Raw genomic sequence first — 25,371 nt, 5'->3', positions numbered from 1 at the left:
GGTGAGTCCGGCGGCGTCGAAACGCTCTTTGAACTCGGCCTGGAAGATCTCTTCGAAGATGTCTTTGAAGCGGCCGTCGTAGGCCTTGAGAATCGTGTTCTTCGTCGACAGGTAGACCGGGTAGTTGCGGGTCAGGCCGTAGTTCAGCGACGAACGGGCGAAGTCGCGGATCGAGGCGTCCTGGTTGTACTGCACCTGCGCGATGCCGTCGTCGGGAGCGTCGTAGACGTCGAACTTCATCGGCTCTGAGCCGTCGTCGGGCGTGAACTCGACGGTGAGCTTGCCCTTGCCCTTGAACACGAAGTCGGTGGCGCGGTACTGGTCACCGAAGGCGTGACGGCCGATGATGATCGGCTTGTTCCAACCGGGAACCAGACGCGGGATGTTCGAGATGATGATCGGCTCGCGGAAGATGACGCCGCCGAGGATGTTGCGGATCGTGCCGTTCGGGCTCTTCCACATCTTCTTCAGGCCGAACTCTTCGACGCGGGCCTCGTCGGGCGTGATGGTCGCACACTTGACGCCGACGCCGTGCTTCTGGATGGCGTGCGCCGCGTCGATCGTGACCTGGTCGTCGGTCGCGTCGCGGTGCTCGATGCCGAGGTCGTAGTACTCGAGGTTGATGTCGAGGTAGGGGTGGATCAACGTGTCCTTGATCGCCTGCCAGATGATGCGAGTCATTTCGTCACCGTCGAGTTCTACAACGGTGCCTTCTACCTTGATCTTGGACAAACGATTCTCCTCATTGATGAGCCGAGCTGGAAACGTCAACCAGCCTACTCGCTCGGCAAAGTATCTCGATGTCGAGATAGATACGGGCGGATGCCGAGGCTCACGCTTTGGGACCGCCGGCGACGTACAGCACCTGCCCCGACACGAACGACGCCTCCTCGCTCACGAAGAACGCGGCGGCCGCGGCGATGTCGGCCGGGACTCCCGTGCGCCCGACGGGGATGTCTTTCGCGGCGCCCGCGAGAAACTCTTCGAACGTCACCCCGATGCGCTCGGCCGTCTCGCGCAGCATGTCGGTCGCGATGAAGCCGGGGGCGATCGCGTTCACCGTCACGTTGAAGCGCCCGAGCTCGATCGCGAGGGTCTTGGTGAAGCCCTGCACCCCCGCTTTTGCGGCGGCGTAGTTGGCCTGACCGCGGTTGCCCAGCGCCGAGGTGCTCGACAGGTTCACGATACGGCCCCACTTCGCCGCCACCTGGTGCGCCTGCACGGCCCGGCTCATCACGAAGGCTCCGCGCAGGTGCACGCCGATCACCGCGTCCCAGTCGTCGTCACTCATTCGGAACAGCAGGTTGTCGCGCAGGATGCCGGCGTTGTTGATCAGGATGGTGGGGGCGCCGAGCTCCTCCACCACGCGGGCTACGGCGTTCTGCGCGTCATCCGAATTCGCGACGTCGGCCCCGATGCCGATGGCGCGCCCGCCCGCGGCCACGATCTCGTCGACCGTGCCGACGGTGTCGTGGGCGTGCAGGTCGAGCACGGCGACGCGGTGTCCGGCGGCCGCGAGCCGCACGGCGATCGCCGCCCCGATGCCGCGCGCGGCCCCGGTCACGATGGCGGTTCTCGTCTCGGCGTCGTCGCTCACGCGATCAGGGTAACAAATGCGTGCGCACTTGAGGGCGGGCGGGTTAGCCTGTTCGCATGCCTGAGTTGAGACTTGAAGAGTTGTCGGCCAAGACGATTGTGGCCGCTAACGGGCTCACTCTGCGTCCCGGGCAGGAGCAGTTCGTCACCCCCACCTCGTACGCGATCGCGGACGCCTACATCAACCCGAGCACGTCGTGGCCCCGCGTGGTGCTCGACGAAGACACGGTGGTGGGGTTCATCCGCGGCAATTTCGATCCCGAGAACCCGCAGGAGGAGTTCCGCAGCTGCATCTGGCGCATCAACGTCGCGGCAGACGCGCAGGGACTCGGCGTCGGAACGTTCGCGGTGATCGCGTTGGCCGACGAGGCCCGCAGCCGCGGTTTCGAGCGGCTCACCGTGATCTGGGAGCCGGGCGAAGAAGGCCCCGAGGAGTTCTTCAAGGCCGTCGGCTTCCGCATCATCGGCGAGACCCAGTACGGCGAGAACATCGGCGCCCTGGACCTCTAGGGTGCAAGCAAACGGCCCGGGCGACGACTTCGTCTCCCGCGTGCTCGACGTGGTCGAGTCGATCCCCGAGGGTCGCGTGATGACCTACGGCGACGTCGCCGCCGCGGTCGGTTCGCGCGCGGCCCGCGCCGTCGGATCCGTCATGTCGCATTACGGTTCGGATGTCGCGTGGTGGCGGGTCATCCGCGCGAGCGGCCATCCGCCCATCGACCACGAGTCGCGAGCGCTGGAGTACTACCGGGCCGAGAGCACGCCCGTGCGCTGGAGCAACGGGGTATTCCGCGTCGACCTGAAGGCCGCGCGGCACACGCCCGACGCCGGTTGAGTCGTGCGCTACACCAGCGACTCGCGCCAGGCGGCGTGCAGCTGCGCGAACCGGCCCGTGCCGGCGATGAGGTCGCGCGGCGTGCCGTCTTCGACGATGCGCCCGTGCTCCATCACGAGCACCCGGTCGGCGATGGCGACCGTCGACAGCCGGTGGGCGATGATGATCGCGGTGCGGTCGGCCAGCAGGGTGGTGAGCCCCTCCTGCACGAGCCGCTCGCTCGGGATGTCCAGCGACGCCGTCGCCTCGTCGAGGATGAGCACGACGGGGTCGGCGAGAAAGGCGCGGGCGAACGACAGCAGCTGCCGTTGCCCGGCCGAGACCCGGCCGCCGCGCTTGTTCACGTCGGTGTCGTAGCCGCCGGGCAGCGACTCGATGAACTCGTGCGCGCCCACCGCTTTTGCCGCGTGCACGATCTCCTCGCGGGTGGCGTCGGGCTTGCCGAGCGCGATGTTCTCGGCCACCGAGCCCGAGAACAGGTAGGCCTCCTGCGTCACCATCACGATGGCGCGGCGCAGGTCTTTGGGATGCAGGTCGCGGAGGTCGATGCCGTCGAGCGTCACGACGCCCTTCGTCGGGTCGTAGAAGCGCGCCATCAGCTTGGCGAGCGTCGACTTGCCGGCGCCGGTGGAGCCGACGAGCGCGATGGTCTGCCCCGCGGGGATGTGCAGGTCGAAGTCGGGCAGGATCACCCGGTCCTTCGTGTAGGCGAACTCGACCCCCTCGAAGTTCACGGCTCCGTCGGCGCTCCACAGGTCGATCGGCGCGGTCGGGTCGGCGACGCCCGGCTTCTCCTCGAGCACGCCCGAGATCTTCTCCAAAGCGGCGGCCGCCGACTGGTAGGAGTTGTAGAACATCGCCATCTCCTGCGCGGGGCCGAAGAACTGCCGCGTGTAGAGCAGAGCCGCGAGCAGGGCGCCGATCGCCAGGCTGCCGCCCGCGACCCGAAGCCCGCCGGAGACCAGCACGACGGCGAGTGCCACGTTGCCGATGAGCACCAGCCCGGGGTCGAAAATGCCGAACAGCTGGATGACCTTCGAGTTCACGTCGCGGTAGTCCTCGACGAGCTCGCCGAACTCCGCCTCGTTGCGCTTCTCCTTGCGGAACGCCTTGACCGCGCGGATACCCGTCATGGTCTCGACGAACTGCACGATGAGACGGGCGGATGCCACGCGGGTGCGACGGAACAACTGCTGCGACCGCTTCTGGAACCAGCGCGTGAGGAATGCGAGCGGCACGAGGGCGCCGAGCAGGATGAGCCCGCTCACCCCGTCGACGAGGAACATAGCCCCGGCGATGAACACCATGTACAGCGCGCCCTGGATGAGCTGGTTGATGCCCGAGTCGAGCAGCTCCTTGATCGAGTCGAGGTCGCTGGTCTGGCGCGCGATGATGCGGCCCGACGTGTAGCTCTCGTGGAACTCGAGGCTCAACTGCTGGGTGTGCAGGAACACGCGCGTGCGCAGGTCGAACAGGATCGCCTGGCTGATCTTCGCCGTGAGCACCGTGTACCATGCGATCAACACCGCCCCGACGATCCCCGCCACGAGGTAGGCGCCGACGATGACGCCGATCGGCATCCAGTCGCGGTCGTTGAGCAGCGCGGGCAGACCCCTGTCGATGCCGTAGGCGACGAGCGCGGGGCCGGCCACCTGGGCGGCCGTCGAGATAATCACGACGATCATGGTCAGGATGACCCGGGCACGCTCGGGCCGCAGCAGCGAGCCGAGCAGCCGCAGCGAACGGTCGCGGATCTGCTTGCTCTCCGCCTTGGTGAAGTCGTTGCGCTCTTCGCCCTCGACACCCTCTACGCCGACGATGCTCATGCGCCCACCTCCTCGTCTTGCTGGTCTCTGTCGAACTGTTCCTCGGCGCGTTCCCGCAGCTCTTCGTCTTCGAGGCTCGAGATCACGAACCGGTAGTGGTCGTTCGTGGCGAGCAGGTGCGAGTGCGTGCCGACGGCGGTTATGCGCCCGTTCTCGAGCAGCGCGACCCGGTCGGCGAGCGTCACTGTCGACGGGCGGTGGGCCACGATCAGCGCGGTCGTGCTGACGAGCACCTTGCGCAGCGCCTGCTCCACGAGGGCCTCGGTGTCGACGTCCAAGGCCGACAGCGGGTCATCCAGAACCAGGACCGCGGGTTTCGCGGCCACGGCGCGCGCGAGCGCGAGACGCTGCCGCTGCCCGCCGGAGAGGCTGAGCCCCTCCTCGCCGACCATCGTGTCGAGGCCGAGCGGCAGGTCGTAGACGAAACCGGCCTGCGCGATCTGCAGCGCCTCGGCCAGCTCCTCTTCGGTCGACTCGGGGCGGCCGAGCAGCACGTTGTCGCGCACCGACGCCGAGAACAGCGTGGCGTCTTCGAACGCCATGGCGATGTGGGTGCGCAGGTCGGTGCGGGTGAGGTCGCGCACGTCGACGCCGTCGATCGTGATCGCGCCGCCCGTCACGTCGTACAGCCGGGTGGTGAGCGCGGTCAGCGTCGACTTGCCGCTGCCGGTGATGCCGACGATCGCCATGGTCTCGCCGGGCTCGAGCTCGAGCCGGATGCCGTCGAGGATGTCGGCGCGGTCCATCGGTGCATCCTGATATCTGAAATGCACGTCGTCGAAGACGAGACGACCCTGCGGATCTGCCACCGTCTTCGGGTTCTGCGGGTCGGTGATCGTGTTCTCGCTGTCGAGCACCTCGAAGAAGCGGTCGGTGGCCGTGCGGGTATCGAACGTCATCGAGAGCAGGAAGCCGATCGACTCGACCGGGAAGCGCAGCACGGTCGCCGTGGCGAAGAACGCGACGAGGTCGCCGACGCTGATCTGCCCCTCGGCCGCGAGCCAGACGCCGCCGAGCAGGCAGAGCGCGAAGGTGACGTCGGGAACGAGCAGCAGCCAGAGCCAGATTCCCGCGATCGCCCGCGCCTTCTCGATCTCGGTGCCGCGCAGGTCTTCGGCCTGGGAGGCGAAGTTCTTCAGCGCGTACTTGCCGCGACCGAACGCCTTGAGCACGCGGATGCCGTGCACCGACTCCTCGACGGTCGTCGCGAGGTCGCCCGACTGGTCCTGGCTGCGGCGCGTGACCGTGGAGTACTTGTTCTCGAACAGGTAGCCGTAGACCCAGAGCGGGATCGAGCAGACCATGAACGTGACGCCGAGCACCCAGGAGATGTTCACGAGGAAGACGAAGCCGACCAGGATCGTGATGACGTTCACCACGAGCAGCACGAGGCCGAACGAGATCCAGCGGCGGATGAGGCCGAGGTCGCTCACGGCGCGCGATAGCAGCTGACCGCTGGGCCAGCGGTCGTGGAAGCTCACCGGCAGGTCTTGCAGCTTCGCGTACAACGCGTTGCGCATGCGCGCCTCGATGTGCGTTCCGGGGGTCAGCACGAACCAGCGGCGCAGGGCGATGAGCACGGCTTCGAGCACACCGAGGCCGAGCACGACCGCGAAGGCGGGCCAGATCTGGTCGGAGTCGCCGGTGGCGAGCGGGCCGTCGACGAGCTGGCGCAGCACCTGCGGGATGAGCAGGGCGACGATACCGGCGATGAGCGCCGACACCATGCCGAGATAGATGCGCGGCAGAGCGGGTTTCGCGTAGGGGTAGAGCCGCCTGATCGAGGCGAAGGTACCTCCGCGCGTTGCGGTGTGACCGGTTCCGGTCGGTGTTGCGGGCATTGGTGTGGTCCCCGAGATAGAGCGCGACCGTTCAGAGACGGCCGGAAAGAGGCGGTGTGGGTGGCGGGGAGAAGCAGCCCGCCCTGGATGGAACGCTAAGCGGTCGCGGCGGATTCCGGCGCGACGAGCCACGGTGTCGGGATGGGTGTCTCTAGCATGTCGTCCTCCCGGATTTCAGCGGCCGCGCTACCTGCACAGCCCTCCAGAATAGACAGTGAACTCGCTGGGAGGCAAGGTTTTTCTCGTCCCGTGCCCGTACTGTCCGCGCAACTCAGGCAGAATCGCGGATGCCACGGCGCCCGCCGCACCACCGCGCGGTCATCACGGCTCCCCCCGCGAAACAGCCTGAGTTGCGCGACGGCCAGCCGGCCACGTTCGTCATTCAGGACCGATGCCGTCGGCCGACCCACCGACGCACGCAAACCCGGGCCCGCCGAAGGGCGCGAGCCGAACCATCCTGAATCACGAACGCCACCCTCTCGCAACTCAGGCAGAATCGCGGATGCCACGGCGCCCGCCGCACCACGGCGCGGGCATCACGGCTCCCAGCTCGAAACTGCCTGAGTTACGCGACGGCCGACACCGCATACCGGGCAGGCGATCAGTGGAAGAAGTGACGCTCTCCGGTGAAGTACATCGTGACGCCGGCCTTCTTCGCGGCGGCGATCACGTCGTCGTCGCGGATCGATCCGCCGGGCTGCACGACGGCCCGGACGCCGGCGCCGAGCAGCACCTCGAGGCCGTCGGCGAACGGGAAGAACGCGTCGCTCGCGGCGACCGAACCGCCGGCGCGGTCGCCCGCGCGGCTGACGGCGAGTTCGCAGGAGTCGACGCGGTTGACCTGGCCCATTCCGACGCCGACGGAGGCGCCGTCGTCGGCGAGCAGGATGGCGTTCGACTTGACCGAGCGCACCGAGCGCCAGGCGAACTCGAGGTCGGAACGGGTGGCGTCGTCGGCCTCGTCGCCCGAGACGAGCGTCCAGGTGCTCGAGTCGAAGTCGTCGTAGTTGTCGACCGACTGCACGAGCAGCCCGCCCGAGATCTGCTTGAACTCGGTGGTCGGCCGGGTGAAGTCGGCCGGCAGCTTCAGCAGTCGCAGGTTCTTCTTGGTCGACAGCAGCTCGAGGGCGGCGGGCTCGAAGTCGGGGGCGACGACGACCTCGGTGAAGATGCCGACGATCGACTCCGCCGCGGCGAGGGTGAGCGTGCGGTTCGCGGCGATGACGCCGCCGAATGCCGAGAGGGGGTCGCACTCGTGGGCGCGCAGGTGGGCGGAGGCGATCGCGTCGCCGGTTCCGCGGGCGACGGCGATGCCGCACGGGTTGGCGTGCTTGATGATCGCGACCGCGGGTTCGTCGAAGTCCCACGCCGCTCGTACGGCCGCATCCGCGTCGACGAAGTTGTTGTACGACATCTCTTTGCCGTGCAGCTGCTCGGCCTGGGCGATGCCCGTTCCGTTCTCGCTCACGTAGAGCGCGGCGGTCTGGTGCGAGTTCTCTCCGTAGCGCAGCACGTTCTTGAGCGAGGCGCTGACCGCGAAGGTGTCCGCGATCTCCGACGCTTCCCCTTCGACCTTCTCGAGGACCGTGGTCGCGACGTTCGTCGCGAACCACTCGGCCACGGCGGCGTCGTACGCGGCGGTGTGCGCGAACGCCTCGGCCGCGAGGTCGCGGCGCTGGGCGAGGGTGGTGCCGCCCGCGGCGAGCGCGGCGACGATCGCCGGGTACGCGGAAGGCGAGGTGACGATGGCGACGTTGGCGTGGTTCTTCGCCGAGGCGCGCACCATGGCCGGTCCGCCGATGTCGATCTGCTCGATCGCGGCGTCGCCGGTGATGCCGGCGGCAATGGTCGCGACGAACGGGTAGAGGTTGGAGACGACGAGCTCGAACGGCGCGATGCCCTGGCTCGCGAGCTCGCGCTCGTGCGACTCGAGGCGCAGGTCGGCCAGCAGTCCGGAGTGGATGACGGGGTGCAGCGTGCGCACGCGCCCGTCGAGCGACTCCGGGTAGCCGGTGACCTCGCCGACCTGGGTGACGCGGATGCCGGCGGCAGCGATGGCGGCGGCAGACCCACCGGTGGACACGATCTCGACGCCGGCCGCGGCGAGCGCGGTGGCGAGCTCGACGAGTCCGGTCTTGTCGCTCACCGAGACGAGGGCGCGCTTGATCGCGACCAGGTCGCGCTCACGGTACAGGGCTGGGTCGTGCGTGGGGCCGCTCATGCGAGTGACAGCTCCTTCAGATCGATGTGTCCATTGGCGATGTCGAGAACGGCCTGCACCAGCAGTTGCCGCTCGACGATCTTGATTCGGTCGTGCAGCGTGTGCTCGGTGTCGCCGGGCAGAACCGCGACGCGCGCCTGGGCGATGATCGGCCCGGAGTCGACACCGTTGTCGACGACGATGACGGATGCGCCCGACTGGTCGACGCCGGCCGCGATCGCGTCGCGCACACCGTGGGCGCCGGGGAACTCGGGCAGGTAGGCCGGGTGGGTGTTGATGATGTTGGGGCTGAGCGCGCTCACGACGCTCGGCGGAAGCAGCTTCATGAAGCCACTGAGCACCACGAGGTCGGGCTGCCAGACCCGGATCTGGTCGAGCAGTGACTGCCCCCAGGCCTCACGGCTGTCGAAGTTCGACAGGGCGACGGAGAAGGTGGGGATGCCGAACTCCTCGGCGTGCTCGAGCCCCTCCGCATCGCGGTCGGCACCGACCGCGATGACGCGGGCGGGAAACTCGGCGTCCTGGGCGGCTTCGAGCAACACGCGCAGGTTCGAGCCTCCGCCAGAGATGAGAACAACCAGCGACAGCACGAGAGACAGCCTAGCGCGGGGTGGTCACGGCCTCGGCGCCGTCGGTCGCCGCGGGCGCCGTCGGTGCGACGGGCGCAGTCGGTGAAGCGGGTGCCGTCGGGGCGACCGGTGTCGTCGTCGCGGCGGTCGTGTCCGCGGCCGGCGCCGATCGCCGCGGGGCGGCCACCAGCCCGAGCAGGGCGGCGAGGCCGATCTCCACCCCGGCCCAGAGCCCGACGCTCAGCGCGTCCGGCCCGACCTGCGAGAGCCGACCCGGTCCGGCGGCACCGGAGGCGAACGAGGCGAGCAGACCGAGCGCCGCTCCCCCGACGACTCCCATGCCGAGGCCGGTCGCGATGGTCCAGCCGACGCGCGATGCATCGCCGATCGCGGCGGAGAACGCGGGGCGCAGCAGTGCTGCCGTGAGGAAGGCCGCGACCACCGGTACCAGCAGCCCGACGAACCCGAACGACAGGTCGCCGGTCGGCAGCGCGCCGAACACGGGGATCGCCGGGATCGGGCCGAGCGACGTGCCGAGCGGCGACACCGACGAGCCCACCCCGATGGCGAAGCCGGGACCGACCAGCCACGACGCCGCCCAGATGACGAAGGTGGGGATGAACGCCAACTGCGCGAGCGTGAGGGCGGCGCCGCCGAGCACCTCGGTGTGCAGCCCCTCGTAGAGGCCCACGATCTGCGCGTAGTTCACCGCGACGAGCACGGCGAGCAGCACGGCGGCCACGGCGATGACCGCGAAGGCCGAGGCCAGCCCGCCGCGCAGCGCTGTCGCCGCGGACACGCGCAGGCCGCCGGGCAGGCGCAGCAGCTGTTTCGTGATCGCGGCGCGGATCGGTCGGATCGCGGCATCCGTCGACGGACGATGCGAACGCAACGATCCGATCAGAACGGCCGCCCCGAAGATGAGGGTGGGCACGATGGCCCCCTGCACGATCGAGGGGCGGGCGAGCGGATGCAACGCGCTGAGGGTCACCGCGAGGGAGAGCAGGCCGAACGTGCCGACCGCCACGAGTTCGCCGAGCAGGAGGAATTTCGTCTCGGCCACCCGACGTCCGGCGCGCAGCCCGAGCATGACCGTGAGCAGGGCGAACCCGAGGGCGGCGATGCGCACCGGGAACGCGGCATCCGCCCCTGCGAGTCCCAGGGTCGCGGCGGTCGCGGGGTCGAGCGCGAAGATCATGTCGACGCCGTGGCCGACCAGCCAGATGTCGGCGGAGGCGCGCCAGAACACGATCCAGTCGACCTGGAACCCGAACTGCACCCCCCAGAGGATGGTGAGCGGGGCGAGCGAGATTCCGACGCCGATCGCCACGACGAGCGCCGCCTCGAAGGCGGCGAAGAGGGCGGTGAGCGATCGATTCATACCGGAGCGAGCGTACCCGGGGTCGGGCCGGTTTCCGCTGTGGCCCTCCGCGCTCCTCGGATTCTGTTCGCGGTGCGGCAGACTACGAGCATGACTCGGGAACCCGTGTACGTCGAGGTGCTCATCCGCGCAGACCTCGACACCGTCTGGCGCCTCACCCAGGAGCCCGCGGAGCACACGCGCTGGGACCTGCGTTTCAGCACGATCACCCCCACCACACCGCTGCCCAGCGGCGGCTCGCGCTTCGTCTACGAACGGCGGATGCCGCTGCACACCATCCGCGGCACGGGCACCTCCCTCGGCGAACGCGAGCGCCCCGACGGCACCCGCACATCCGCCCTGCGATTCACCACCGCCGACCGCCTCTCTCCGCTCGGCGACGGCCGCGGCTACTGGCGCTACATTCCCACCGAACACGGGGTGCGATTCGTCACCGGCTACACCTACGAACCCGGCTGGGGCGCCTTCATCGACCGGCTGTTCATGCGCCGACTGATCGGCTGGATGACCGCGTTCAGCTTCGAGCGGCTTCGCATCTGGGCGGAGACCGGCGTCGTTCCCGAGCGGTGGCCCGCGGCATCCGTTCTCTGGTTCTGGAAGCCCGGGCGACCGCGCGCCTCCCGCGCCCTGCGCGTCGCACCGAACCGACGCGTTATGGACGACGCCCCCGCGACCCTCGATCGGCTGGAGGCACCGTGACCGGCATCTTCCGCGCGGCACTCGGGGCCGACTTCCACCGCCTGCACCCGGCGCTGCAGCGGCGCTTCGACGTCGGACTGGAGAGCGGCTACGCCTGCGTGGGCACCGGGACGATGAGCAGGATCCGCCGCGGTCCCTGGTGGACCGTTCCCTTCCTCCAGCTCGGCAAGCTGCGCAACATCCTGGTGGCGGATGTCGGCACGGACGTGCCCTTCCGGATCGAGAACTACCCCTACCGCGACCCGTTCGGCCGCGAGACGGTCACCTTCGTGCGCGAGTACAGCGTTCGAGAGACGCCCTCGCGGTTCGACGCGACGATGATCCTGGACGGCGGCCGCATCGTGGACTACCTCGGCACCCATCAGCACCTCGCGGTCGACCTCGATCTCACCGTTGAGCCGGACGGGTCGCTTCTGCTGCGCTCGGGCGCGCAGCGTTTCTACGAGGGGCCGTTCGCGTTCCGCTTCCCGATGCTGTTCAGCGGTCGGGCCGAGCTGCGGGAGAGCTACGACGATGCGGCGGGCGAGTACCGCATCAGCATGGAGGTGCACAACGCCTTCTTCGGCTTCCTGTTCGGCTACACCGGCACGTTCAGCGCCGAGTTCCCCGCGGCGGCGGACGCGCCGGAACGGCTGAAGCCCGTGCGGCACGAGCGGCGCACCTGACTCAGCAGAGCGGGTCGGCCGCGGGCACCGTGCCGTCGATCAGGTAGTCGTCGACCGTCGCGTCGATGCACGCGTTGCCCTGCCCGTAGGCGGTGTGACCTTCGCCCTCGCGGGTCACGAGCACACCACTGGAGAGCTGCGCCGCCATCGCCTGCGCCCACGCGTACGGCGTGGCCGGATCGTTGGTGGTGCCCAGCACGAGGATCGGGTCGGCCCCGTCCGCGGCGATCGGGTGCGGCGTGATCGCCGACGGGTAGGCCCAGTTCTGGCAGGCGATGTCGATGTGCACCCAGTCGGCGTAGGCCACGTACCTGCCCACCGTCGGGGCGGCCGCCTCGATCGCGGCCAGGGTCGCCTTCGTCGATTGGAGGCCGCCGGTGAAGGTGCTGTCGAGGCAGGTCGCTGCCGTGTAGACGGCCATCGACTGGTCGGCGTAGCTGCCGTCGGCGTTGCGGCTGTTGTAGGAGTCGGCGAACTGCAGGGCCATGGTCGCGTCGCCGTCGCTCGCGCCGAGCTCGGTCAGCATCTGGCTGAGCGCGGGCCACGACGCCTCGTCGTAGAGCGGGTAGCTCAGCGCGGTGCCGAGGGTGGAGGCGGTGAGCTGGCGTCCGTCGTCTCCCGTGAGGGCGCGGGCCTCGACCCCGGCGAACAGTGTGCTCGCCTGTGCAAGCGCCTCGTCGAGCGTTCCGGCGAAGGGGCAGACCGCCCCGGCCAGACAGTCGGCGACGTAGGCACGGAACGCGTTCTCGAACCCGCCCATCTGCACCGTGAAGGTCTCTGCCGAGCCCAGCGACGGGTCGATCGCGCCGTCGAGCACCAGACGGCCGACGTTCCGCGGGAAGAGCTCGGCGTAGTGGGCGCCGAACGAGGTCCCGTACGAGAAGCCGAGGTAGTTGAGCTTCACGTCGCCGAGTACGGCGCGCAGCAGGTCCATGTCGCGCGCGTTGCTCTCGACGTCGATGCTGCCGAGCAGCGCACCGGTGTTCTCGGCGCACGCGGCGGCGAACGCCTTCTCGACCTCGACCTGCTGCGCGAACCAGGCGTCGGAGCCGGTCGGGTTCGTCGGCACCCCGTACAGGAACGCGTCCATGTCGGCATCGTCGTAGCAGGCGACGCCCGTGGACTGGCCGACGCCCCGCGGGTCCCAGCCCACGACGTCGAAGCTGTCGCGAAGAGCATCGGATGTCACGAACTCGGCAGCCTGTTGCACCAGTTCGACGCCCGAACCGCCGGGACCGCCCGGGTTCATCAGCAGCGATCCCACCCGGGCGCCGCCGTCGGTCACGAGCCGCACCACCGCGAGCTCGATCTCGCCGTCGGCCGGGTCGTCCCAGTCGATCGGCGCGGTGACCGTGGTGCACTGCATGCCCCGCGGCTCGCAGTCGTTCCAGTCGAGCTGCTGCTGGTAGAACTCCTCCAGCCCGGCCGGCGACTCGACGGCCGTCTTCGGCGGGGCCGCGACCGTGCAGCCGGCGAGCAGCACCGCGGCCGCCGCGCTCGCGACGATGGTCAGGACGCTGCGCTGTACGTTTCTCATTGCGATGGAGCCTATTCCACCTGCCTACACTGGCTCGTGAGCGATTCCGTCTATCAGAGGGTGCTCGGCGACGACTTCGCCCGGCTGGCGCCCGAGCTTCGTGCCTACTTCTCGTCCCCGCCCGACGGCTGGGTCGGCCGCGGCCACGGCGTCTTCGAGGTGGCGGGGTCGCGGCGCCGCTGGCTCGCGCCGGTGTTCGCGCTGCTCGCGTGGCGGCGCATCCTGTTTCCCGAGTACGGCACCGACGTGCCCTTCACGGTCACCAACATCCCGGGGCCGGGCGACGGGCTGAGCTCGCGCCGGGAGTTCCACTTCCCCGTCCGCCACCGCGTGATGCAGGACACCATGCACGTGATCGACGGGCGGCTGCACGACTTCCTGGGCCGGCGCGGCGGACTCGAGGTGCGCCTCCGTGTGATCGTCGGGGCGGACGGCGCCCTGCGCATGGCGTCCGATGCGACCTGGCTGCACCTGCGCGGCCTGCGTCTGCCGCTGCCCGCGCTGCTGTCCGCCCGCGTGGTGCTCAACGAGAGCCGGGCTGACGGGCGCCAGCGGGTCGACGTGCGGATGCGGCATCCGCTCGTCGGCGAGATCTTCCGCTACGCCGGCACCTTCACCTACGCCCACGAGCCCCTCCCCTGACCCCGCTTCTGCCAAATGAAGGAGATGTCGCGGCAGAGGGGCGCGCATCGGCGCGAACGTGTGACTCGCACCCGGTTTCTCCTTCATTTGGCAGAATTCGGATGCCACGGGGCGCGTTAACGACGGATGGCCCGCCTCCGAAGAGACGGGCCAGGCGTCGGAACGGCTAGAGCGACGCCATGACCTCGCGCATGAGCGCGGCGGTCTCGCTCGGCGTCTTGCCGACCTTGACCCCGGCGGCCTCGAGGGCCTCCTTCTTGCCCTGAGCGGTGCCGGCGCCGGCCGACACGATCGCCCCGGCGTGGCCCATCGTCTTGCCCTCGGGCGCCGTGAATCCGGCGACGTAGGCGACGACCGGCTTGGTGACGTGCGCCTTGATGTAGTCGGCGGCGCGCTCTTCTGCGTCTCCGCCGATCTCGCCGATCATCACGATCGCCTTGGTCTCGGGGTCGGCTTCGAACGCCTCGAGCGTGTCGATGTGCGTCGTGCCGATGATGGGGTCGCCGCCGATGCCGATCGCGGTCGAGAAGCCCAGATCGCGCAGTTCGTACATCATCTGGTAGGTGAGCGTGCCCGACTTCGACACGAGGCCGATCGGGCCCTTACCGGTGATGTTCGCGGGGGTGATGCCCACGAGCGCCTCGCCCGGCGTGATGATGCCGGGGCAGTTCGGGCCGATGATGCGGGTCGTGCCGCCCTTGGCCTTCGCGAGCGCCCAGAACTCGGCCGAGTCCTGAACGGGGATGCCCTCGGTGATCACGACGACGAGCGGGATGCCCGCCTCGATGGCTTCGACGACGGCGTCTTTGGCGAACACCGGCGGCACGAAGACGATCGACACGTCGGCGCCGGTCTCGGTCATCGCCTCGGCGACGGAGCCGAACACGGGCAGCTCGATGCCGCCGTCGTGCGTGACGGTGGTGCCGGCCTTGCGCGCGTTGACGCCGCCGACGACCCGGGTTCCGGCCTTGAGCATCAGCGCGGTGTGCTTGGTGCCTTCGCCGCCGGTGATGCCCTGCACGATGACCTTGGAGTCTTTGTTGAGGTAGATCGACATTTATCTGTTCCTAGTCCTAGATTTCGACAGGCTCAATCAGCGAGCGGCCAGCTCGGCGGCCTTGTCGGCGCCCTCGTCCATGGTGGTCGCGAGTGTGACCAGCGGGTGGGCGGCGGCGATCAGGATCGCGCGGCCCTCCTCGACCTTGTTGCCGTCGAGGCGAACGACGAGCGGCTTGCTCGCGGTGTCGCCGAGAACCTTCAGCGCGCCGACGATGCCGTTGGCCACCGCGTCACACGCGGTGATGCCGCCGAAGACGTTGACGAAGACGCTCTTGACCTGCTCGTCGCCGAGGATGACGTCGAGACCGGCCGCCATGACCTCGGCTGAGGCTCCGCCGCCGATGTCGAGGAAGTTGGCCGGCTTCACGCCGCCGTGACGCTCGCCCGCGTAGGCGACAACGTCGAGGGTCGACATGACCAGGCCCGCGCCGTTGCCGATGATTCCGACCTCGCCGTCGAGCTTCACGTAGTTGAGGTCGTGCAGCTTGGCCTTGGCCTCTAGCGGGTCGGCCGCCTCGGCGTCTTCGAGCTCGGCGTGCGCGGGGTGACGGAATCCGGCGTTCTCGTCGAGAGAGACCTTGCCGTCGAGGGCCACGATGTCGCCGTCCTCGGTGAGCACGAGCGGGTTGACCTCGACCAGCGTGGCATCCTCACCCTTGTAGACCTCGTAGAGCTTCACGAGAACGGGCGCGACCTTGTCGACCAGCTCGGCGGGGAATCCGCCGGCGATCGCGATCTCGGTGGCCTTGGCCAGGTCGACGCCGGTGCCAGGGTCGACTTCGATGCGGGCGAGGGCGTCGGGCCGTTCGACCGCGAGCTCCTCGATCTCCATACCGCCCTCGACGCTGCAGAGCGAGAGGTAGCTGCGGTTGGCGCGGTCGAGCAGCACCGAGAAGTAGAACTCCTGGGCGATGCGGGCGCCCGCGGCCACCATGACGCGCTTGACGGTGTGTCCCTTGATATCCAGGCCGAGAATGGCGGATGCCGCGGCGAACGCCTCTTCGGGAGTGTGCACGACCTTCACGCCGCCGGCCTTGCCGCGACCACCGGCCTTGACCTGAGCCTTGACGACGACCGTGCCGCCGATCTTCTCGGCTGCTGCTTGGGCTTCTGCTGGGCTGTCGGCAATGATGCCGGCAAGTACAGGCACTCCGTAGGACTCAAAAAGGTCCCTCGCCTGATACTCGAAAAGATCCACGGGGCTTATCCAATCGCGCGTCGATAGTGAGCTGGATGGCCGGGTCATCTCGACTGTGAGATAGTTCGATGTCAAGAGACTTTGACCATCACGAACTCTATCAGCAGGGTCAGCCGGCGTTTGCCTCGTCGTGTTCGAGCATCGTGACCTCGTCGGACTCGGGACCGCCGGTGAGCGCACAGACACCCGTCGCGGTGACCTGGATCGACGGCACCTGATCGGTCGCCTTCGACGTGGCGGTGATGGCCATGTCGGCCAGCGACGTGGCGCTGCGCAGTTTCGTCACGACGAGCGTGTCGGTGGACTCCTCGCCCTCTGCGGCTTTCCAGCCCTGTTCGACGAAGGTCGCGGCCAGGTCGTCGGCGACCTGCTGCACGCGCGCGGCGGTGGAGTTGGTGACCAGGATCTTCATCGTCGATGTCCAAGAACGAAGCAGCCCCGCCGGGTCGTCGTCGCAGGCGATCGACACGTCGGTCGACTCGGCCACCTGCTTGAGCACGATCTCGGGGAGGCGCGACGACGCCTCATTGCGCAGCAACTGTGCATACGACTTCGACTGCGCGAGCGTGACCTGCCGCTCGGCTACCGCCGTCGGCGCGTCGCCCTCGCCCGCGCACGCCCCGAGTGACATCACGACGACTACCGCCGCAACCGTCGACAATACGAACCGGCCACCACCGACCATGGCATATCCCCTTTTATTTTCGAACGGCAGTGCCGATCGTTGAGGAAGATACAGATGCATGGTTAACGCAAGGTAGCGCGCACACTGCCGAGGAAAGTTCGCTACTGCGTCTTCGTCTCGAGCTTCGTCACTTCGTCGCTCTCGGCGCCGGCGGTCGTGACGCACGGTCCCTCCGTCGTGATCTGCAGTTTCGCGGGGGTGGCCGTCGCGAGATCCTCGTTCGTCACGGTGATGCCGATCGTCGCCGCCGAAGCATCGCTCTTGAGCCCCGTGTACGTGACGGCGGACGGCGCGGCGCGGGAGGCGATCCAGCCTTGCTCCTCGAACGAGGCGATGAGATCGTCGGCGACGATCGTCGCGCGCCACGCGCTGCCGGCCTTCAGGCTCACCTCGACGCTCGACGTCCACGACCGTTCGAGCCCGAGCGGGTCGACCTCTTCGGTCTTGCACGCAACGGAGAGATCTTCGGTCTCGTTCACCGTCTCGACGATGAACTGGTCGATACGGTCGGCCGCCTCGTTGCGCAGCAGCTGCACGGGCGACTTCGTCTGGGCCAGGGTGAGCGACGCGTCGGCGCCCCCGCCTGCCCCCGCGCCGGGTTGCGCCGCGCAGCCCGCGAGCGTCGCGCCCGCCAGGGCGACGAGCGCCAGGGCGGCGATTCTTCGGGTGTGGTGCCCCCGGACCATATCTCTACCTCTTCGCGTCGTCAGCGGTTGCCAAGAACCTAGCAGCGCGCGCGACCCCGAAACCGGCGGGGGTCGACCAATTCCGACGATCACTCACCCCAATGCTGGGGTCACACTCGCCGCGAGTAGGCTCCGTTTTGCGAGATAAGGAGTTGTGCCGATGCGATTGAGCGACATCTCGAACGAGGCGATCCTGCTGGGCGGGGGCGCCCGGGCCATCCTGCTGCAACTGGCGATGCCCGCGGTCGGTCACGGCGTCGCGAACCACAGCGACTTCAGCTCCGACCCGCTGCGCCGCCTGAGGCACACGCTCACCTACCTCTACGTTCTCGTCTACGGAACCGACGCCGAGAAAGCCCGTATCACCGGCCATGTGAACCGCGCCCACGCCCCGGTGCACTCCGCTCCGGGCGCGCCCGCTCCCTCCTACGACGCGTTCGACCCGCGGCAGCAACTGTGGGTCGCGGCGACGCTCTACGATTCGGCGCTCACCGTCTACACGGCGATTTTCGGAGAGCTTGCTGCGGATGACGCGGAGTCGCTGTACCGGCAATACGCGGTTCTCGGCACAGCGCTGCAGATGCCCGCCGAACTCTGGCCGGAGGACCGCGCGGCGTTCGCGCGCTACTGGGCACAGAGCCTCCGCGAGCTGCGCGTCGACGCCGACGTGAGTCGGGTGGGCCACGCCCTCCTGCATCCCGCGGCGGCGCCGCCGTGGATCCGGGGGCTGATGCCCGCCGTGCGCTTCCTCACCGCCGGGTTCCTCGACCCGTCGACGCGCGCCTCCTTCGACCTGCCGTGGAACGCCCGGCGGCAGCGCCTGTTCGACCGCACCGTTCGCGTGCTCGCCGCCGTCTACCCGCGCCTGCCGCTCTGGCTGCGGCGCTGGCCGGCCCGGCACTACCTCGCGGCGTTCCGGGCCTCGGCGGCCTCACCCTCGGCGGTGGCCGCGTGAGCCGGCGGCAGATCTACTCGCGCCATCGCAACGTGCTCGCGGTCGGGGCGGGCGTCGCGGCCGTGTCGCTCGTGGCGCTCACGGCGGTCGCTCCCCCGGCGCCGCCGACGCGCGGCGAGCGAATCGACGCGTTCCTGACCGACAACGCGCAGTCGGTCGCGGTGCCCGAGGGCCTCGCCGGCTCGGCCGTGACACGCGACGCCTTCTCGGTCACGGCGGGCTACACGTCGCTCTCGGCCGGCGGCACCAACCACGACTGGGCGAAGCTCGTGCTGCTCTACGCCGAGTTCCCGCTCAGCGAGAGCAACGTCACGGTGTTCACCCGCTGGATGCGGCAGGAGAACGGCACCGACGACTGGTGGAACCGCAACAACCCGCTCAACAACGGCTGGGGTTCCGGCGGCGGCGCGGGGTTGGGCAGCTACGCCAACCTCGACATCGCGGCCCAGAACGCGGCCAAAGCCCTGCACGGGAACCCCGGGTATGCCGCGATCGTCGCGGGCTTCGAGACATCCGCCCCCACGTCCCAGATCGAACAGGCCATCTGGGCGTCGCCCTGGGCGACTAGCCACTACGCCAACGGCGCGCACTGGTCGTCGCGCGAGGTGCCCGTCGTGACCTCGCCCGAGGGCACCTGGTAGGTGCTCAGCTCGAAGCGGCCTCGATGGTATCGAGCCACAGCTTCGCCAACAGCTCGTGACCGTACTCGGTCGGGTGGATCCCGTCGGCCGCGATCTCGGCCGGGTCGTCGTCAAGACCGTTGAGGTAGCTGTCGGCGGGCACGAGCACGGCGCCGAACTCGGCGGCGAGCGCGTGCACGACGGCGATCTTCGGCTCGAGGTCGGCGCGCCACTTCGCCTTCTCGGCGGTGACCGGAAGCAGGAACGGCTCGATCAGCACGAGCGCGGTCTCGTCGCGGGCGGGCAGCGCCGACAGGATGGCGCGGTAGTCGGCCTCGAAGTCGTCGACGCTCGTCGGGTCGTTCTCGCTGTAGCGACGCCACGTGTCGTTGATGCCGATCAGCACCGAGACGAGGATGGGAGCCAGATCGACGGCGTCTCGCTGCCAGCGCGTGGTGAGGTCGCGCACGCGGTTGCCGCTGATGCCGCGGTTCACGATCGTTACGGGGGTGCCGCCGGCCGCGAAGGCCTCGTCGATCATCCGCACGTAGCCGTGGCCGAGGTTGCGGTCGGCGTCGTCGCGACGGCCGCAGTCGGTGACGCTGTCGCCGATGAACAGAACGGTGGCCACAGCTTCGTCTGGCGTTTCTGTTTCCACGGGCGCTACTCGACCTTCTCGATGGGAGCTATCTGGATCAGCAGGCGCTTGCGGCCGGCCGTATCGAACTGCACCTCGGCGACGCGTTTCTTGCCCTCGCCGGTGACGGCCGTGACACGACCCTCGCCGAAGTCGTTGTGCCTGATGCGGTCGCCGGCGGCCAGCACGAGCGTGCTGTTGTCGCGCACCACGTTCGTGACCATGTTGGCCCACTGCGTCTTCTCTTTGGGCTTGCCCGGCGGCAACGCCGCGGCCTCGCGCAGCGACGACCCCCACGACGAGCCGTCGCGGCGCGCGTTGAGGGCGCGCGGCTCGGTGCCGCCCCGCGAGTTCGCCGACCCCGGCGACTGGCGCCAGTCGATGAGGGCGGCGGGGATCTCCTGCAGGTACCGGCTGGGCATGGCGACGTTGACGTTGCCGTACGCCGCGCGGGTCATCGCGAGCGAGATGAACAGGCGCTTGCGGGCGCGCGTGATGCCCACGTAGAACAACCGGCGTTCTTCGGCGGGGCCGCCGGGTTCGCCCGCGGACATGCGGTGCGGCAGCAGGTCTTCTTCGACGCCGGTGAGGAATACGGCCTCGTACTCGAGACCCTTCGCCGTGTGCAGGGTCATGAGCGAGACGGTGCCGCTGAGGTCGTCGAGGTCGTCTGCGGCGGCGACGAGCGAGACCTCGGTGAGGAAGTCGAGAAGCGTGCCATCCGGATTGTTCTTCTGGAACTCCTTGGTCACGGCAACCAGTTCTTCGACGTTCTCGGCGCGTGCCTCGTCTTGCGCGTCGCGGCTGGCGCGGAGCGTCTCGACGAACTTGGTGCGCTCGAGCAGCTCGACGAGCACGTCGGCGACGGGCGCCGGGCGGACCTCGGACCCCTCGGGCGGGTACACCTTGGCCATGACCTCGTCGAGCACGCTGCCGAACTCGAGGATCTCGCCGGTGACCTTCGGGCCGAGGCCGAGCTCGCCGGCGTTGCGCACGGCGTCGCGCAGGCTGGTCTCGTGGGCGTCGGCCCACGACTGCAGCGCCGTCTCGGTGGCGGGCCCGATGCCGCGCTTCGGCACGTTCATGATGCGGCGGAGCGCGAGCGGGTCGGCCGGGTTGGCCACGGCGATCAGGTAGGCCATGGCGTCTTTGATCTCGGCGCGCTCGTAGAACTTGGTGCCGCCGAGCACGCGGTAGGGCAGCGCCGACCTGATGAAGATCTCTTCGAGCGCTCGGGTCTGCGCGTTGGTGCGGTAGAAGACGGCGATGTCTTTGTAGGCGATGCCCTCGTCGTGCATTTTGGTGATCTCGTCGGCGATGAACTGCGCCTCGTCGTGTCCCGAGTATCCGGTGAAGCCCACGATCTTGTGGCCCTCGCCGATGTCGGTGAACAGCTTCTTGTCTTTGCGGTCGAAGTTGTTCGAGATCACGGCGTTCGCCGCGTCGAGGATGTTCTGGGTCGAGCGGTAGTTCTGTTCGAGCAGGATCACCTTGGAGTTGGGGAAGTCGCGCTCGAACTCGACGATGTTGCGGATGTCGGCGCCGCGGAAGGCGTAGATCGACTGGTCGCTGTCGCCCACCACGGTGAGCGAGGCGCCGGGGATCGCGCCCATCGCGTCGCGCTTGGTCTTGACCAGGCCGCCGGCAGCCTCGACCTCGTCGGCGATGTCGGGACGCACCGAGCGGGTGAGCTCGTGGATGAGGGAGTACTGAGCGTGGTTGGTGTCCTGGTACTCGTCGACCAGGATGTGGCGGAACCGGCGCCGGTAGTGCGCGGCCACCACGGGGAACGCGCGGAACAGGTACACCGTCTGTCCGATGAGGTCGTCGAAGTCGAACGCGTTCGCCTGGCTGAGCGCCTGCGTGTACCGGCGGAAGATCTCGAGGAACATGACCTCGGCGGGGTCGGAGAAATTCGCACCGCGCGCGTGGCTCTCGACATCCTGAAGCTCGTTCTTGAGCTTCGAGATCTTGCCGGACGCGCTCGACACGGTGAAGCCGTACTGGTCGGCGTCGAGCTCTTTCAGGATTCGCTTGAGCAGCGCGCGGCTGTCGGCGGAGTCGTAGATGGTGAAGCTCTTGGTGAATCCGAAGTGCTCGGCCTCGCGGCGCAGGATGCGCACGCAGGCGGAGTGGAAGGTCGAGATCCACATGCCCTCGGCCTCGTTGCCGACGATCTGGTGAACGCGCTCGCGCATCTCGGCCGCGGCCTTGTTGGTGAAGGTGATGGCGAGAATCTGGCTGGGGAACGCCTCGCGGCTCTGCAGCAGCCCGGCGATGCGGCGCGTGAGCACGCTGGTCTTGCCGGATCCCGCGCCGGCCACGATGAGCAGCGACTGCCCGCGGTATTCGACGGCCTCGCGCTGCTGCGGGTTGAGCCCGCGCAGCAGGGCGTCGTCGAAGGAACCGTCGTCGGCGGGCTCGGGCTCGATGATGTTGGGGACGAAAGACATTTGCCCGCAATTCTACGCGGCCCCGCCGACGCCGCCCCGTGCGGCCGCCGCCTACCCCACGCGCCCGCCACCCACCCGCCCGCCGCCTGTGCACCAAATGCAGGAGATCTCTGCGGCACGGCGCGTTTACCCGCGCAAACGTGTGGCTCGGCACGACTTCTCCTGCATTTGGTGCGGGATGACTGGGAAGTGCACAGATGTCGGATGTCGCGGCCGCTCGCCATGACGCGGAGTGACCCTGTGCGCATGATTTCGATCACACAATCGGTTCGTCGTCGCGGCGGACTCACCGCCACATACGAGCTCTACGCCGAGGGTCACACGCAGCGGGGGCTCGCGGCAGCAGTCCACTCCGGATCGCTGGTGCGCGTGCGACAAGGTTGGTACGCCCTGTCCGATACCAGCCCTGCTCTGGTCCAAGCCGTGCGGGTCGGGGGCCGGCTCACCGGGCTATCGGCTCTCGAGCTGCAGGGGTTCTGGAGTTACCCCACCGACGAGCTACACGTGGCGGTTCATCCGCACGACGCACGCTTGCGAACGAGGCTCGACAAGTCCCGCCGTCTCGCAAACGAACCGAATCCCCGTACCTGCGTGCACTGGCGCGCAGGCGGCGGCGGATCGCGGTTTATGCTCGACCCGATCGCGAGCCTCGAAGACGTGATGGCCTGCCAAGACCCGCACGTCGTGGTCGCACTCGCCGACTCCGTGCTGTTCAAGCGCCCACAACTAACGTCGGATTGGCTCGCATTGGCAAGCGCGGCGCCCCGATCGCACCGGACCTACCTCGGGGCGGTCGACGGCCTGTGTGAATCCGGCACGGAATCGATTTTTTTCTTCCGCATCCGACACCTGGGGCTCACGATCGCCCGTCAGGTGAAGGTGGCGGGGGTCGGGCGAGTCGACTTCCGCATCGGCCCGAAACTCGTGATCGAAGTAGATGGTGCCGCCTACCACACCGACCCGGCGGCGTTCCATCGCGACCGGCATCGCGACGCGGTGTTGAGCAGGCTCGGCTACCGCGTGCTGCGTTTCAGCTACTACCAGGTGCTGTTCGCGTGGGAAGAGGTGGAAGCCGCGCTCATCGGCGCCCTTCTGCGCGGTGACCACCAGTGACCGCGTACCAAATGCAGGAGAAACCGCACCGAGTCACACGTTTGCGGGCATCGCGCCGGCTTCGACGCAGAAACTCCTGCATTTGGTACGGGCAGAGCGGCGGGAGTAGCCTCAGCGGCCGGCGCGCGCGGCCACGGCCAGGTCGGGCTGGTCGGCGAAGACACCGTCGACCCCGCTCGCGATGATCAGCTCGAACTCGCGGCGCCAGTTGCCGTAGTCCCGGGCCTCGCCGCGCACCCGGTTGTTCTTGGCGAGAAACTTGTTCTCGGCGCGCAACGTCCAGCAGAAGACGAGCAACCCGGCGGCGTGCGAACGCGCCACGATGTCGGTCACGCCGATCGCGTTCTTGCCCAGGTCGAGTCGCAGCATCAGCTTGCGGCTGACGCTGACCCCGTCGACCTCGGTGCGCAGCCGGGTCAGGCCGGCCTGTCCGAGGTGGTCGGCGTAGCTGCGTGCCTTGTTGCCCGACGCGGCGACGAGGTCGGCGGGCACGCCCTTGTGCTCGGCGAGGAACACGAGCTTGCCGGGCACGCCGCGCGCCCGGATCTTCATGAGCACCGACTGCTCGAAGCTCTCGACCACGAGGTTGGTGGGCGTCGCCCAGCCGCGCACGACCTCGGCGAACAGCTGGTCGAGAGGCAACCCGATCGTTTCGAAGTAGGTGGCGTGCTTGATTTCGGCGACGAGTACGAGCGGGCGGCCCGTGGCGACGGTGGCCGCGTCGATGATCGCGAGCAGGTCGACCAGCCGCAGAATCCCCTCGCTGCGGTCGAAGCTCGAGCTCGACTGGCGCAGCAGTGGAATCCGTTCCATGGCACGCAGCGTCGACAGCTCGTCCCAGGTGAAGTCTTCGGTGAACCATCCGGTGAGTGATACGCCGTCGATCACCTTGGTCGTCTTGCGGGACGCGAATTCGGCGTGAGCCGCGACATCCGTCGTTCCTGAAATCTCGTTCTCGTGACGCAGCACCAGCACGCCGTCTTTCGTCGCGACGATGTCGGGCTCGACGGCGTCGGCGCCGAGAGCGAAGGCGAGTTCGTAGGCCGAGCGCGTGTGCTCGGGGCGGTATCCGCTGGCCCCCCGATGAGCGATGACGAGGGGCGAGATGGTGGTCACCCGCCCAACGCTACCCGCATAGGATTTTCAGCATGGCCCGGTGCATCAGTTGTTCAGCAGAACTTCAACCGGCGTGGAAATTCTGTATCTACTGCGGTCAGCAGGCCGTGGTCGTTCCCGCCGCGATACGACCGGATGTCACGGCGGATGCACCCCGCAGGCAGGTCACCGCGCTCGCCCTCTTCGGGTGGGGACTCGGTGCCCTGCTCGCCGCGATCGCCGTCGTTGCCGTCGTGCTGCTCAATCTCTAGCTACGCTCTGGGCGATCACCCCCTATACACAGGTGTACTGAGCTAAAATCGGGCACGGGAGAAAATCTCCCGCACATACTCAAGGAAGAAACAATGTCGAACCCCGCGTTTAACAACTCGCCCGTGTTCACAACCAAGGCCGTCGTGAACTCGACCACTGTCAACGGCAAGGAAATGACGCCCGCCCAGCTCGACGAGCTGTACGGCCGCCCCTCGGCTACGCCCACCGACACTGACCGCATGACCTACGAAGACACGATCGTCAAGATCGTCATCGCCTTCGCGATCCTGCTCGGCGGCGCGGTCGTCGGTTGGATGCTGCCCATCCTCGCCATCCCGGGCGCGATCATCGGACTCGTGCTGGCGCTCGTGAACATCTTCAAGAAGAAGCCGTCGCGCGGCCTCGTGCTCGCGTACGCGGCGTTCGAGGGTCTGTTCGTCGGTGGAATCTCGGCGATCTTCGAAGGCCAGTGGGGCGGCATCGTTCCCCAGGCCGTGTTCGGCACCCTCGGTGTCGTCGGCGTGACGCTCGCTCTCTTCGCCACCGGCAAGATCCGCGAGTCGAAGCGCGCCACGCAGATCTTCACCGTCGCGATCTTCGGTTACATGGGCTTCCAGCTCGTGAACCTCGTGCTCGTCTGGACCGGCGTACTTCCCGGCTTCGGCGTTCAGGGCATGAACCCGATCATCAACATCGCGATCGGAATCTTCGTGGTACTTCTCGCCTCGTACTCGCTCGTGATGGACTTCACCTCGATCAAGCGCGGCGTCGAGCAGGGCGCCCCG

At 68.3% G+C, this 25,371-nt stretch carries 25 protein-coding genes; 10 read left to right on the top strand and 15 right to left on the bottom strand.

Annotated elements, in window-relative coordinates:
- A partial coding sequence (locus tag ACLQ6X_RS02945) for an NADP-dependent isocitrate dehydrogenase (protein WP_411698678.1) occupies positions 1-732 on the bottom strand: 732 nt, incomplete at its 3' end.
- Between the two features lie 100 nt (positions 733-832).
- On the bottom strand, positions 833-1,597 hold the full coding sequence (locus ACLQ6X_RS02940) for an SDR family oxidoreductase (RefSeq protein WP_411698677.1): 765 nt from the start codon (positions 1,595-1,597) through the stop codon (positions 833-835).
- A 56-nt stretch (positions 1,598-1,653) separates the two neighbouring features.
- On the opposite strand from ACLQ6X_RS02940, the gene ACLQ6X_RS02935 reads away from it, so the two are divergent.
- Together ACLQ6X_RS02935 and ACLQ6X_RS02930 are read left to right on the top strand one after the other, a co-directional pair.
- Complete coding sequence (locus ACLQ6X_RS02935; protein ID WP_411698675.1) at positions 1,654-2,106, top strand: GNAT family N-acetyltransferase; 453 nt, start codon at positions 1,654-1,656, stop codon at positions 2,104-2,106.
- Position 2,107: 1 nt separating this feature from the next.
- Complete coding sequence (locus ACLQ6X_RS02930) at positions 2,108-2,431, top strand: MGMT family protein (RefSeq protein ID WP_411698674.1); 324 nt, start codon at positions 2,108-2,110, stop codon at positions 2,429-2,431.
- Positions 2,432-2,439: 8 nt separating this feature from the next.
- On the opposite strand, the gene ACLQ6X_RS02925 is transcribed toward ACLQ6X_RS02930, so the two are convergent.
- The 5 genes from ACLQ6X_RS02925 to ACLQ6X_RS02905 all read right to left on the bottom strand — a co-directional run bounded on the left by ACLQ6X_RS02925 (position 2,440) and on the right by ACLQ6X_RS02905 (position 10,269).
- Positions 2,440-4,257 carry an ABC transporter ATP-binding protein gene (locus tag ACLQ6X_RS02925; RefSeq protein WP_411698673.1) on the bottom strand — a complete coding sequence of 606 codons (1,818 nt, stop codon included), beginning with the start codon at positions 4,255-4,257 and terminating at the stop codon, positions 2,440-2,442.
- On the bottom strand, positions 4,254-6,098 hold the full coding sequence (locus tag ACLQ6X_RS02920) for an ABC transporter ATP-binding protein (RefSeq protein WP_411698672.1): 1,845 nt from the start codon (positions 6,096-6,098) through the stop codon (positions 4,254-4,256). Before ACLQ6X_RS02920 ends, ACLQ6X_RS02925 begins: the two co-directional genes overlap by 4 nt.
- A gap of 601 nt (positions 6,099-6,699) precedes the next feature.
- Positions 6,700-8,319 (bottom strand): bifunctional phosphoribosylaminoimidazolecarboxamide formyltransferase/IMP cyclohydrolase, encoded by a 1,620-nt coding sequence (gene purH / locus ACLQ6X_RS02915; protein ID WP_411698671.1) that lies wholly within the window; start codon positions 8,317-8,319, stop codon positions 6,700-6,702.
- The gene (purN, locus tag ACLQ6X_RS02910; protein WP_411698670.1) at positions 8,316-8,909 is read right to left on the bottom strand and encodes a phosphoribosylglycinamide formyltransferase; all 594 of its coding nucleotides are present in this window, start codon (positions 8,907-8,909) and stop codon (positions 8,316-8,318) included. Before purN ends, purH begins: the two co-directional genes overlap by 4 nt.
- Before the next feature lie 10 nt (positions 8,910-8,919).
- The gene (locus ACLQ6X_RS02905; RefSeq protein ID WP_411698669.1) at positions 8,920-10,269 is read right to left on the bottom strand and encodes a DUF6350 family protein; all 1,350 of its coding nucleotides are present in this window, start codon (positions 10,267-10,269) and stop codon (positions 8,920-8,922) included.
- Positions 10,270-10,359: 90 nt separating this feature from the next.
- On the opposite strand from ACLQ6X_RS02905, the gene ACLQ6X_RS02900 reads away from it, so the two are divergent.
- Together ACLQ6X_RS02900 and ACLQ6X_RS02895 are read left to right on the top strand one after the other, a co-directional pair.
- On the top strand, positions 10,360-10,968 hold the full coding sequence (locus ACLQ6X_RS02900; protein ID WP_411698668.1) for an SRPBCC family protein: 609 nt from the start codon (positions 10,360-10,362) through the stop codon (positions 10,966-10,968).
- Positions 10,965-11,633 (top strand): DUF4166 domain-containing protein, encoded by a 669-nt coding sequence (locus ACLQ6X_RS02895; protein ID WP_411698667.1) that lies wholly within the window; start codon positions 10,965-10,967, stop codon positions 11,631-11,633. The genes ACLQ6X_RS02900 and ACLQ6X_RS02895 overlap by 4 nt, the downstream gene beginning before the upstream one ends.
- Position 11,634: 1 nt before the next feature.
- Here ACLQ6X_RS02895 and ACLQ6X_RS02890 read toward each other — a convergent pair whose 3' ends face one another.
- Positions 11,635-13,170: an alpha/beta hydrolase gene (locus ACLQ6X_RS02890; RefSeq protein ID WP_411698666.1), complete on the bottom strand. Its 1,536-nt coding sequence runs from the start codon at positions 13,168-13,170 to the stop codon at positions 11,635-11,637.
- Positions 13,171-13,206: 36 nt separating this feature from the next.
- Between ACLQ6X_RS02890 and ACLQ6X_RS02885 the strand changes: the two genes are divergently transcribed.
- Positions 13,207-13,812 (top strand): DUF4166 domain-containing protein, encoded by a 606-nt coding sequence (locus ACLQ6X_RS02885; RefSeq protein WP_411698665.1) that lies wholly within the window; start codon positions 13,207-13,209, stop codon positions 13,810-13,812.
- A 166-nt stretch (positions 13,813-13,978) separates the two neighbouring features.
- Here ACLQ6X_RS02885 and sucD read toward each other — a convergent pair whose 3' ends face one another.
- The 4 genes from sucD to ACLQ6X_RS02865 form a co-directional block, all read right to left on the bottom strand.
- Entirely contained in the window at positions 13,979-14,869 is an 891-nt protein-coding gene (sucD, locus tag ACLQ6X_RS02880) for a succinate--CoA ligase subunit alpha (protein ID WP_411698664.1), read from the bottom strand.
- Positions 14,870-14,905: 36 nt separating this feature from the next.
- Positions 14,906-16,069, bottom strand: a complete 1,164-nt coding sequence (gene sucC, locus ACLQ6X_RS02875) for an ADP-forming succinate--CoA ligase subunit beta (RefSeq protein ID WP_411698663.1) — start codon at positions 16,067-16,069, stop codon at positions 14,906-14,908.
- Between the two features lie 109 nt (positions 16,070-16,178).
- A complete protein-coding gene (locus ACLQ6X_RS02870) occupies positions 16,179-16,754 on the bottom strand; it encodes a hypothetical protein (protein WP_411698662.1) in 576 nt (191 codons plus the stop codon).
- A gap of 101 nt (positions 16,755-16,855) precedes the next feature.
- The gene (locus tag ACLQ6X_RS02865; protein WP_411698661.1) at positions 16,856-17,440 is read right to left on the bottom strand and encodes a hypothetical protein; all 585 of its coding nucleotides are present in this window, start codon (positions 17,438-17,440) and stop codon (positions 16,856-16,858) included.
- Positions 17,441-17,600: 160 nt separating this feature from the next.
- Here ACLQ6X_RS02865 and ACLQ6X_RS02860 point away from each other — a divergent pair, with 160 nt between their 5' ends.
- Both ACLQ6X_RS02860 and ACLQ6X_RS02855 read left to right on the top strand, forming a co-directional pair.
- A complete protein-coding gene (locus tag ACLQ6X_RS02860) occupies positions 17,601-18,395 on the top strand; it encodes an oxygenase MpaB family protein (protein WP_411698660.1) in 795 nt (264 codons plus the stop codon).
- On the top strand, positions 18,392-19,036 hold the full coding sequence (locus ACLQ6X_RS02855; protein WP_411698659.1) for a hypothetical protein: 645 nt from the start codon (positions 18,392-18,394) through the stop codon (positions 19,034-19,036). The genes ACLQ6X_RS02860 and ACLQ6X_RS02855 overlap by 4 nt, the downstream gene beginning before the upstream one ends.
- 4 nt (positions 19,037-19,040) lie before the next feature.
- On the opposite strand, the gene ACLQ6X_RS02850 is transcribed toward ACLQ6X_RS02855, so the two are convergent.
- Positions 19,041-19,673, bottom strand: a complete 633-nt coding sequence (locus ACLQ6X_RS02850) for an SGNH/GDSL hydrolase family protein (protein ID WP_411698658.1) — start codon at positions 19,671-19,673, stop codon at positions 19,041-19,043.
- Positions 19,674-19,678: 5 nt separating this feature from the next.
- Entirely contained in the window at positions 19,679-22,105 is a 2,427-nt protein-coding gene (locus ACLQ6X_RS02845; protein WP_411698657.1) for an ATP-dependent helicase, read from the bottom strand.
- Positions 22,106-22,351: 246 nt separating this feature from the next.
- Here ACLQ6X_RS02845 and ACLQ6X_RS02840 point away from each other — a divergent pair, with 246 nt between their 5' ends.
- Entirely contained in the window at positions 22,352-23,218 is an 867-nt protein-coding gene (locus ACLQ6X_RS02840) for an endonuclease domain-containing protein (protein WP_411698656.1), read from the top strand.
- Between the two features lie 111 nt (positions 23,219-23,329).
- On the opposite strand, the gene ACLQ6X_RS02835 is transcribed toward ACLQ6X_RS02840, so the two are convergent.
- Entirely contained in the window at positions 23,330-24,334 is a 1,005-nt protein-coding gene (locus ACLQ6X_RS02835; protein ID WP_411698655.1) for a glycerophosphodiester phosphodiesterase family protein, read from the bottom strand.
- A gap of 32 nt (positions 24,335-24,366) precedes the next feature.
- On the opposite strand from ACLQ6X_RS02835, the gene ACLQ6X_RS02830 reads away from it, so the two are divergent.
- Both ACLQ6X_RS02830 and ACLQ6X_RS02825 read left to right on the top strand, forming a co-directional pair.
- The gene (locus ACLQ6X_RS02830) at positions 24,367-24,585 is read left to right on the top strand and encodes a hypothetical protein (RefSeq protein WP_411698654.1); all 219 of its coding nucleotides are present in this window, start codon (positions 24,367-24,369) and stop codon (positions 24,583-24,585) included.
- Between the two features lie 93 nt (positions 24,586-24,678).
- A partial coding sequence (locus ACLQ6X_RS02825) for a Bax inhibitor-1/YccA family membrane protein (RefSeq protein WP_411698653.1) occupies positions 24,679-25,371 on the top strand: 693 nt, incomplete at its 3' end.

Origin of the sequence: Conyzicola sp. (genome assembly GCF_046714715.1) — a bacterium.
Taxonomy (GTDB): domain Bacteria; phylum Actinomycetota; class Actinomycetes; order Actinomycetales; family Microbacteriaceae; genus Conyzicola.
Note: the sequence above shows the minus strand (reverse complement) of the source record. Positions and strands in the feature narration are given on the sequence as shown.

What these genes read in the sequence shown, in the direction of transcription:
- ACLQ6X_RS02920 (WP_411698672.1), bottom strand. Translation starts at nt 6,098, where the DNA reads ATGCCCGCAACACCGACCGGAACCGGTCACACCGCAACGCGCGGAGGT.
- ACLQ6X_RS02925 (WP_411698673.1), bottom strand. Translation starts at nt 4,257, where the DNA reads ATGAGCATCGTCGGCGTAGAGGGTGTCGAGGGCGAAGAGCGCAACGAC.
- ACLQ6X_RS02890 (WP_411698666.1), bottom strand. Translation starts at nt 13,170, where the DNA reads ATGAGAAACGTACAGCGCAGCGTCCTGACCATCGTCGCGAGCGCGGCG.
- ACLQ6X_RS02865 (WP_411698661.1), bottom strand. Translation starts at nt 17,440, where the DNA reads ATGGTCCGGGGGCACCACACCCGAAGAATCGCCGCCCTGGCGCTCGTC.
- ACLQ6X_RS02860 (WP_411698660.1), top strand. Translation starts at nt 17,601, where the DNA reads ATGCGATTGAGCGACATCTCGAACGAGGCGATCCTGCTGGGCGGGGGC.
- ACLQ6X_RS02830 (WP_411698654.1), top strand. Translation starts at nt 24,367, where the DNA reads ATGGCCCGGTGCATCAGTTGTTCAGCAGAACTTCAACCGGCGTGGAAA.
- purH (WP_411698671.1), bottom strand. Translation starts at nt 8,319, where the DNA reads ATGAGCGGCCCCACGCACGACCCAGCCCTGTACCGTGAGCGCGACCTG.
- ACLQ6X_RS02870 (WP_411698662.1), bottom strand. Translation starts at nt 16,754, where the DNA reads ATGGTCGGTGGTGGCCGGTTCGTATTGTCGACGGTTGCGGCGGTAGTC.
- sucD (WP_411698664.1), bottom strand. Translation starts at nt 14,869, where the DNA reads ATGTCGATCTACCTCAACAAAGACTCCAAGGTCATCGTGCAGGGCATC.
- ACLQ6X_RS02905 (WP_411698669.1), bottom strand. Translation starts at nt 10,269, where the DNA reads ATGAATCGATCGCTCACCGCCCTCTTCGCCGCCTTCGAGGCGGCGCTC.
- ACLQ6X_RS02900 (WP_411698668.1), top strand. Translation starts at nt 10,360, where the DNA reads ATGACTCGGGAACCCGTGTACGTCGAGGTGCTCATCCGCGCAGACCTC.
- ACLQ6X_RS02845 (WP_411698657.1), bottom strand. Translation starts at nt 22,105, where the DNA reads ATGTCTTTCGTCCCCAACATCATCGAGCCCGAGCCCGCCGACGACGGT.
- ACLQ6X_RS02840 (WP_411698656.1), top strand. Translation starts at nt 22,352, where the DNA reads ATGATTTCGATCACACAATCGGTTCGTCGTCGCGGCGGACTCACCGCC.
- ACLQ6X_RS02935 (WP_411698675.1), top strand. Translation starts at nt 1,654, where the DNA reads ATGCCTGAGTTGAGACTTGAAGAGTTGTCGGCCAAGACGATTGTGGCC.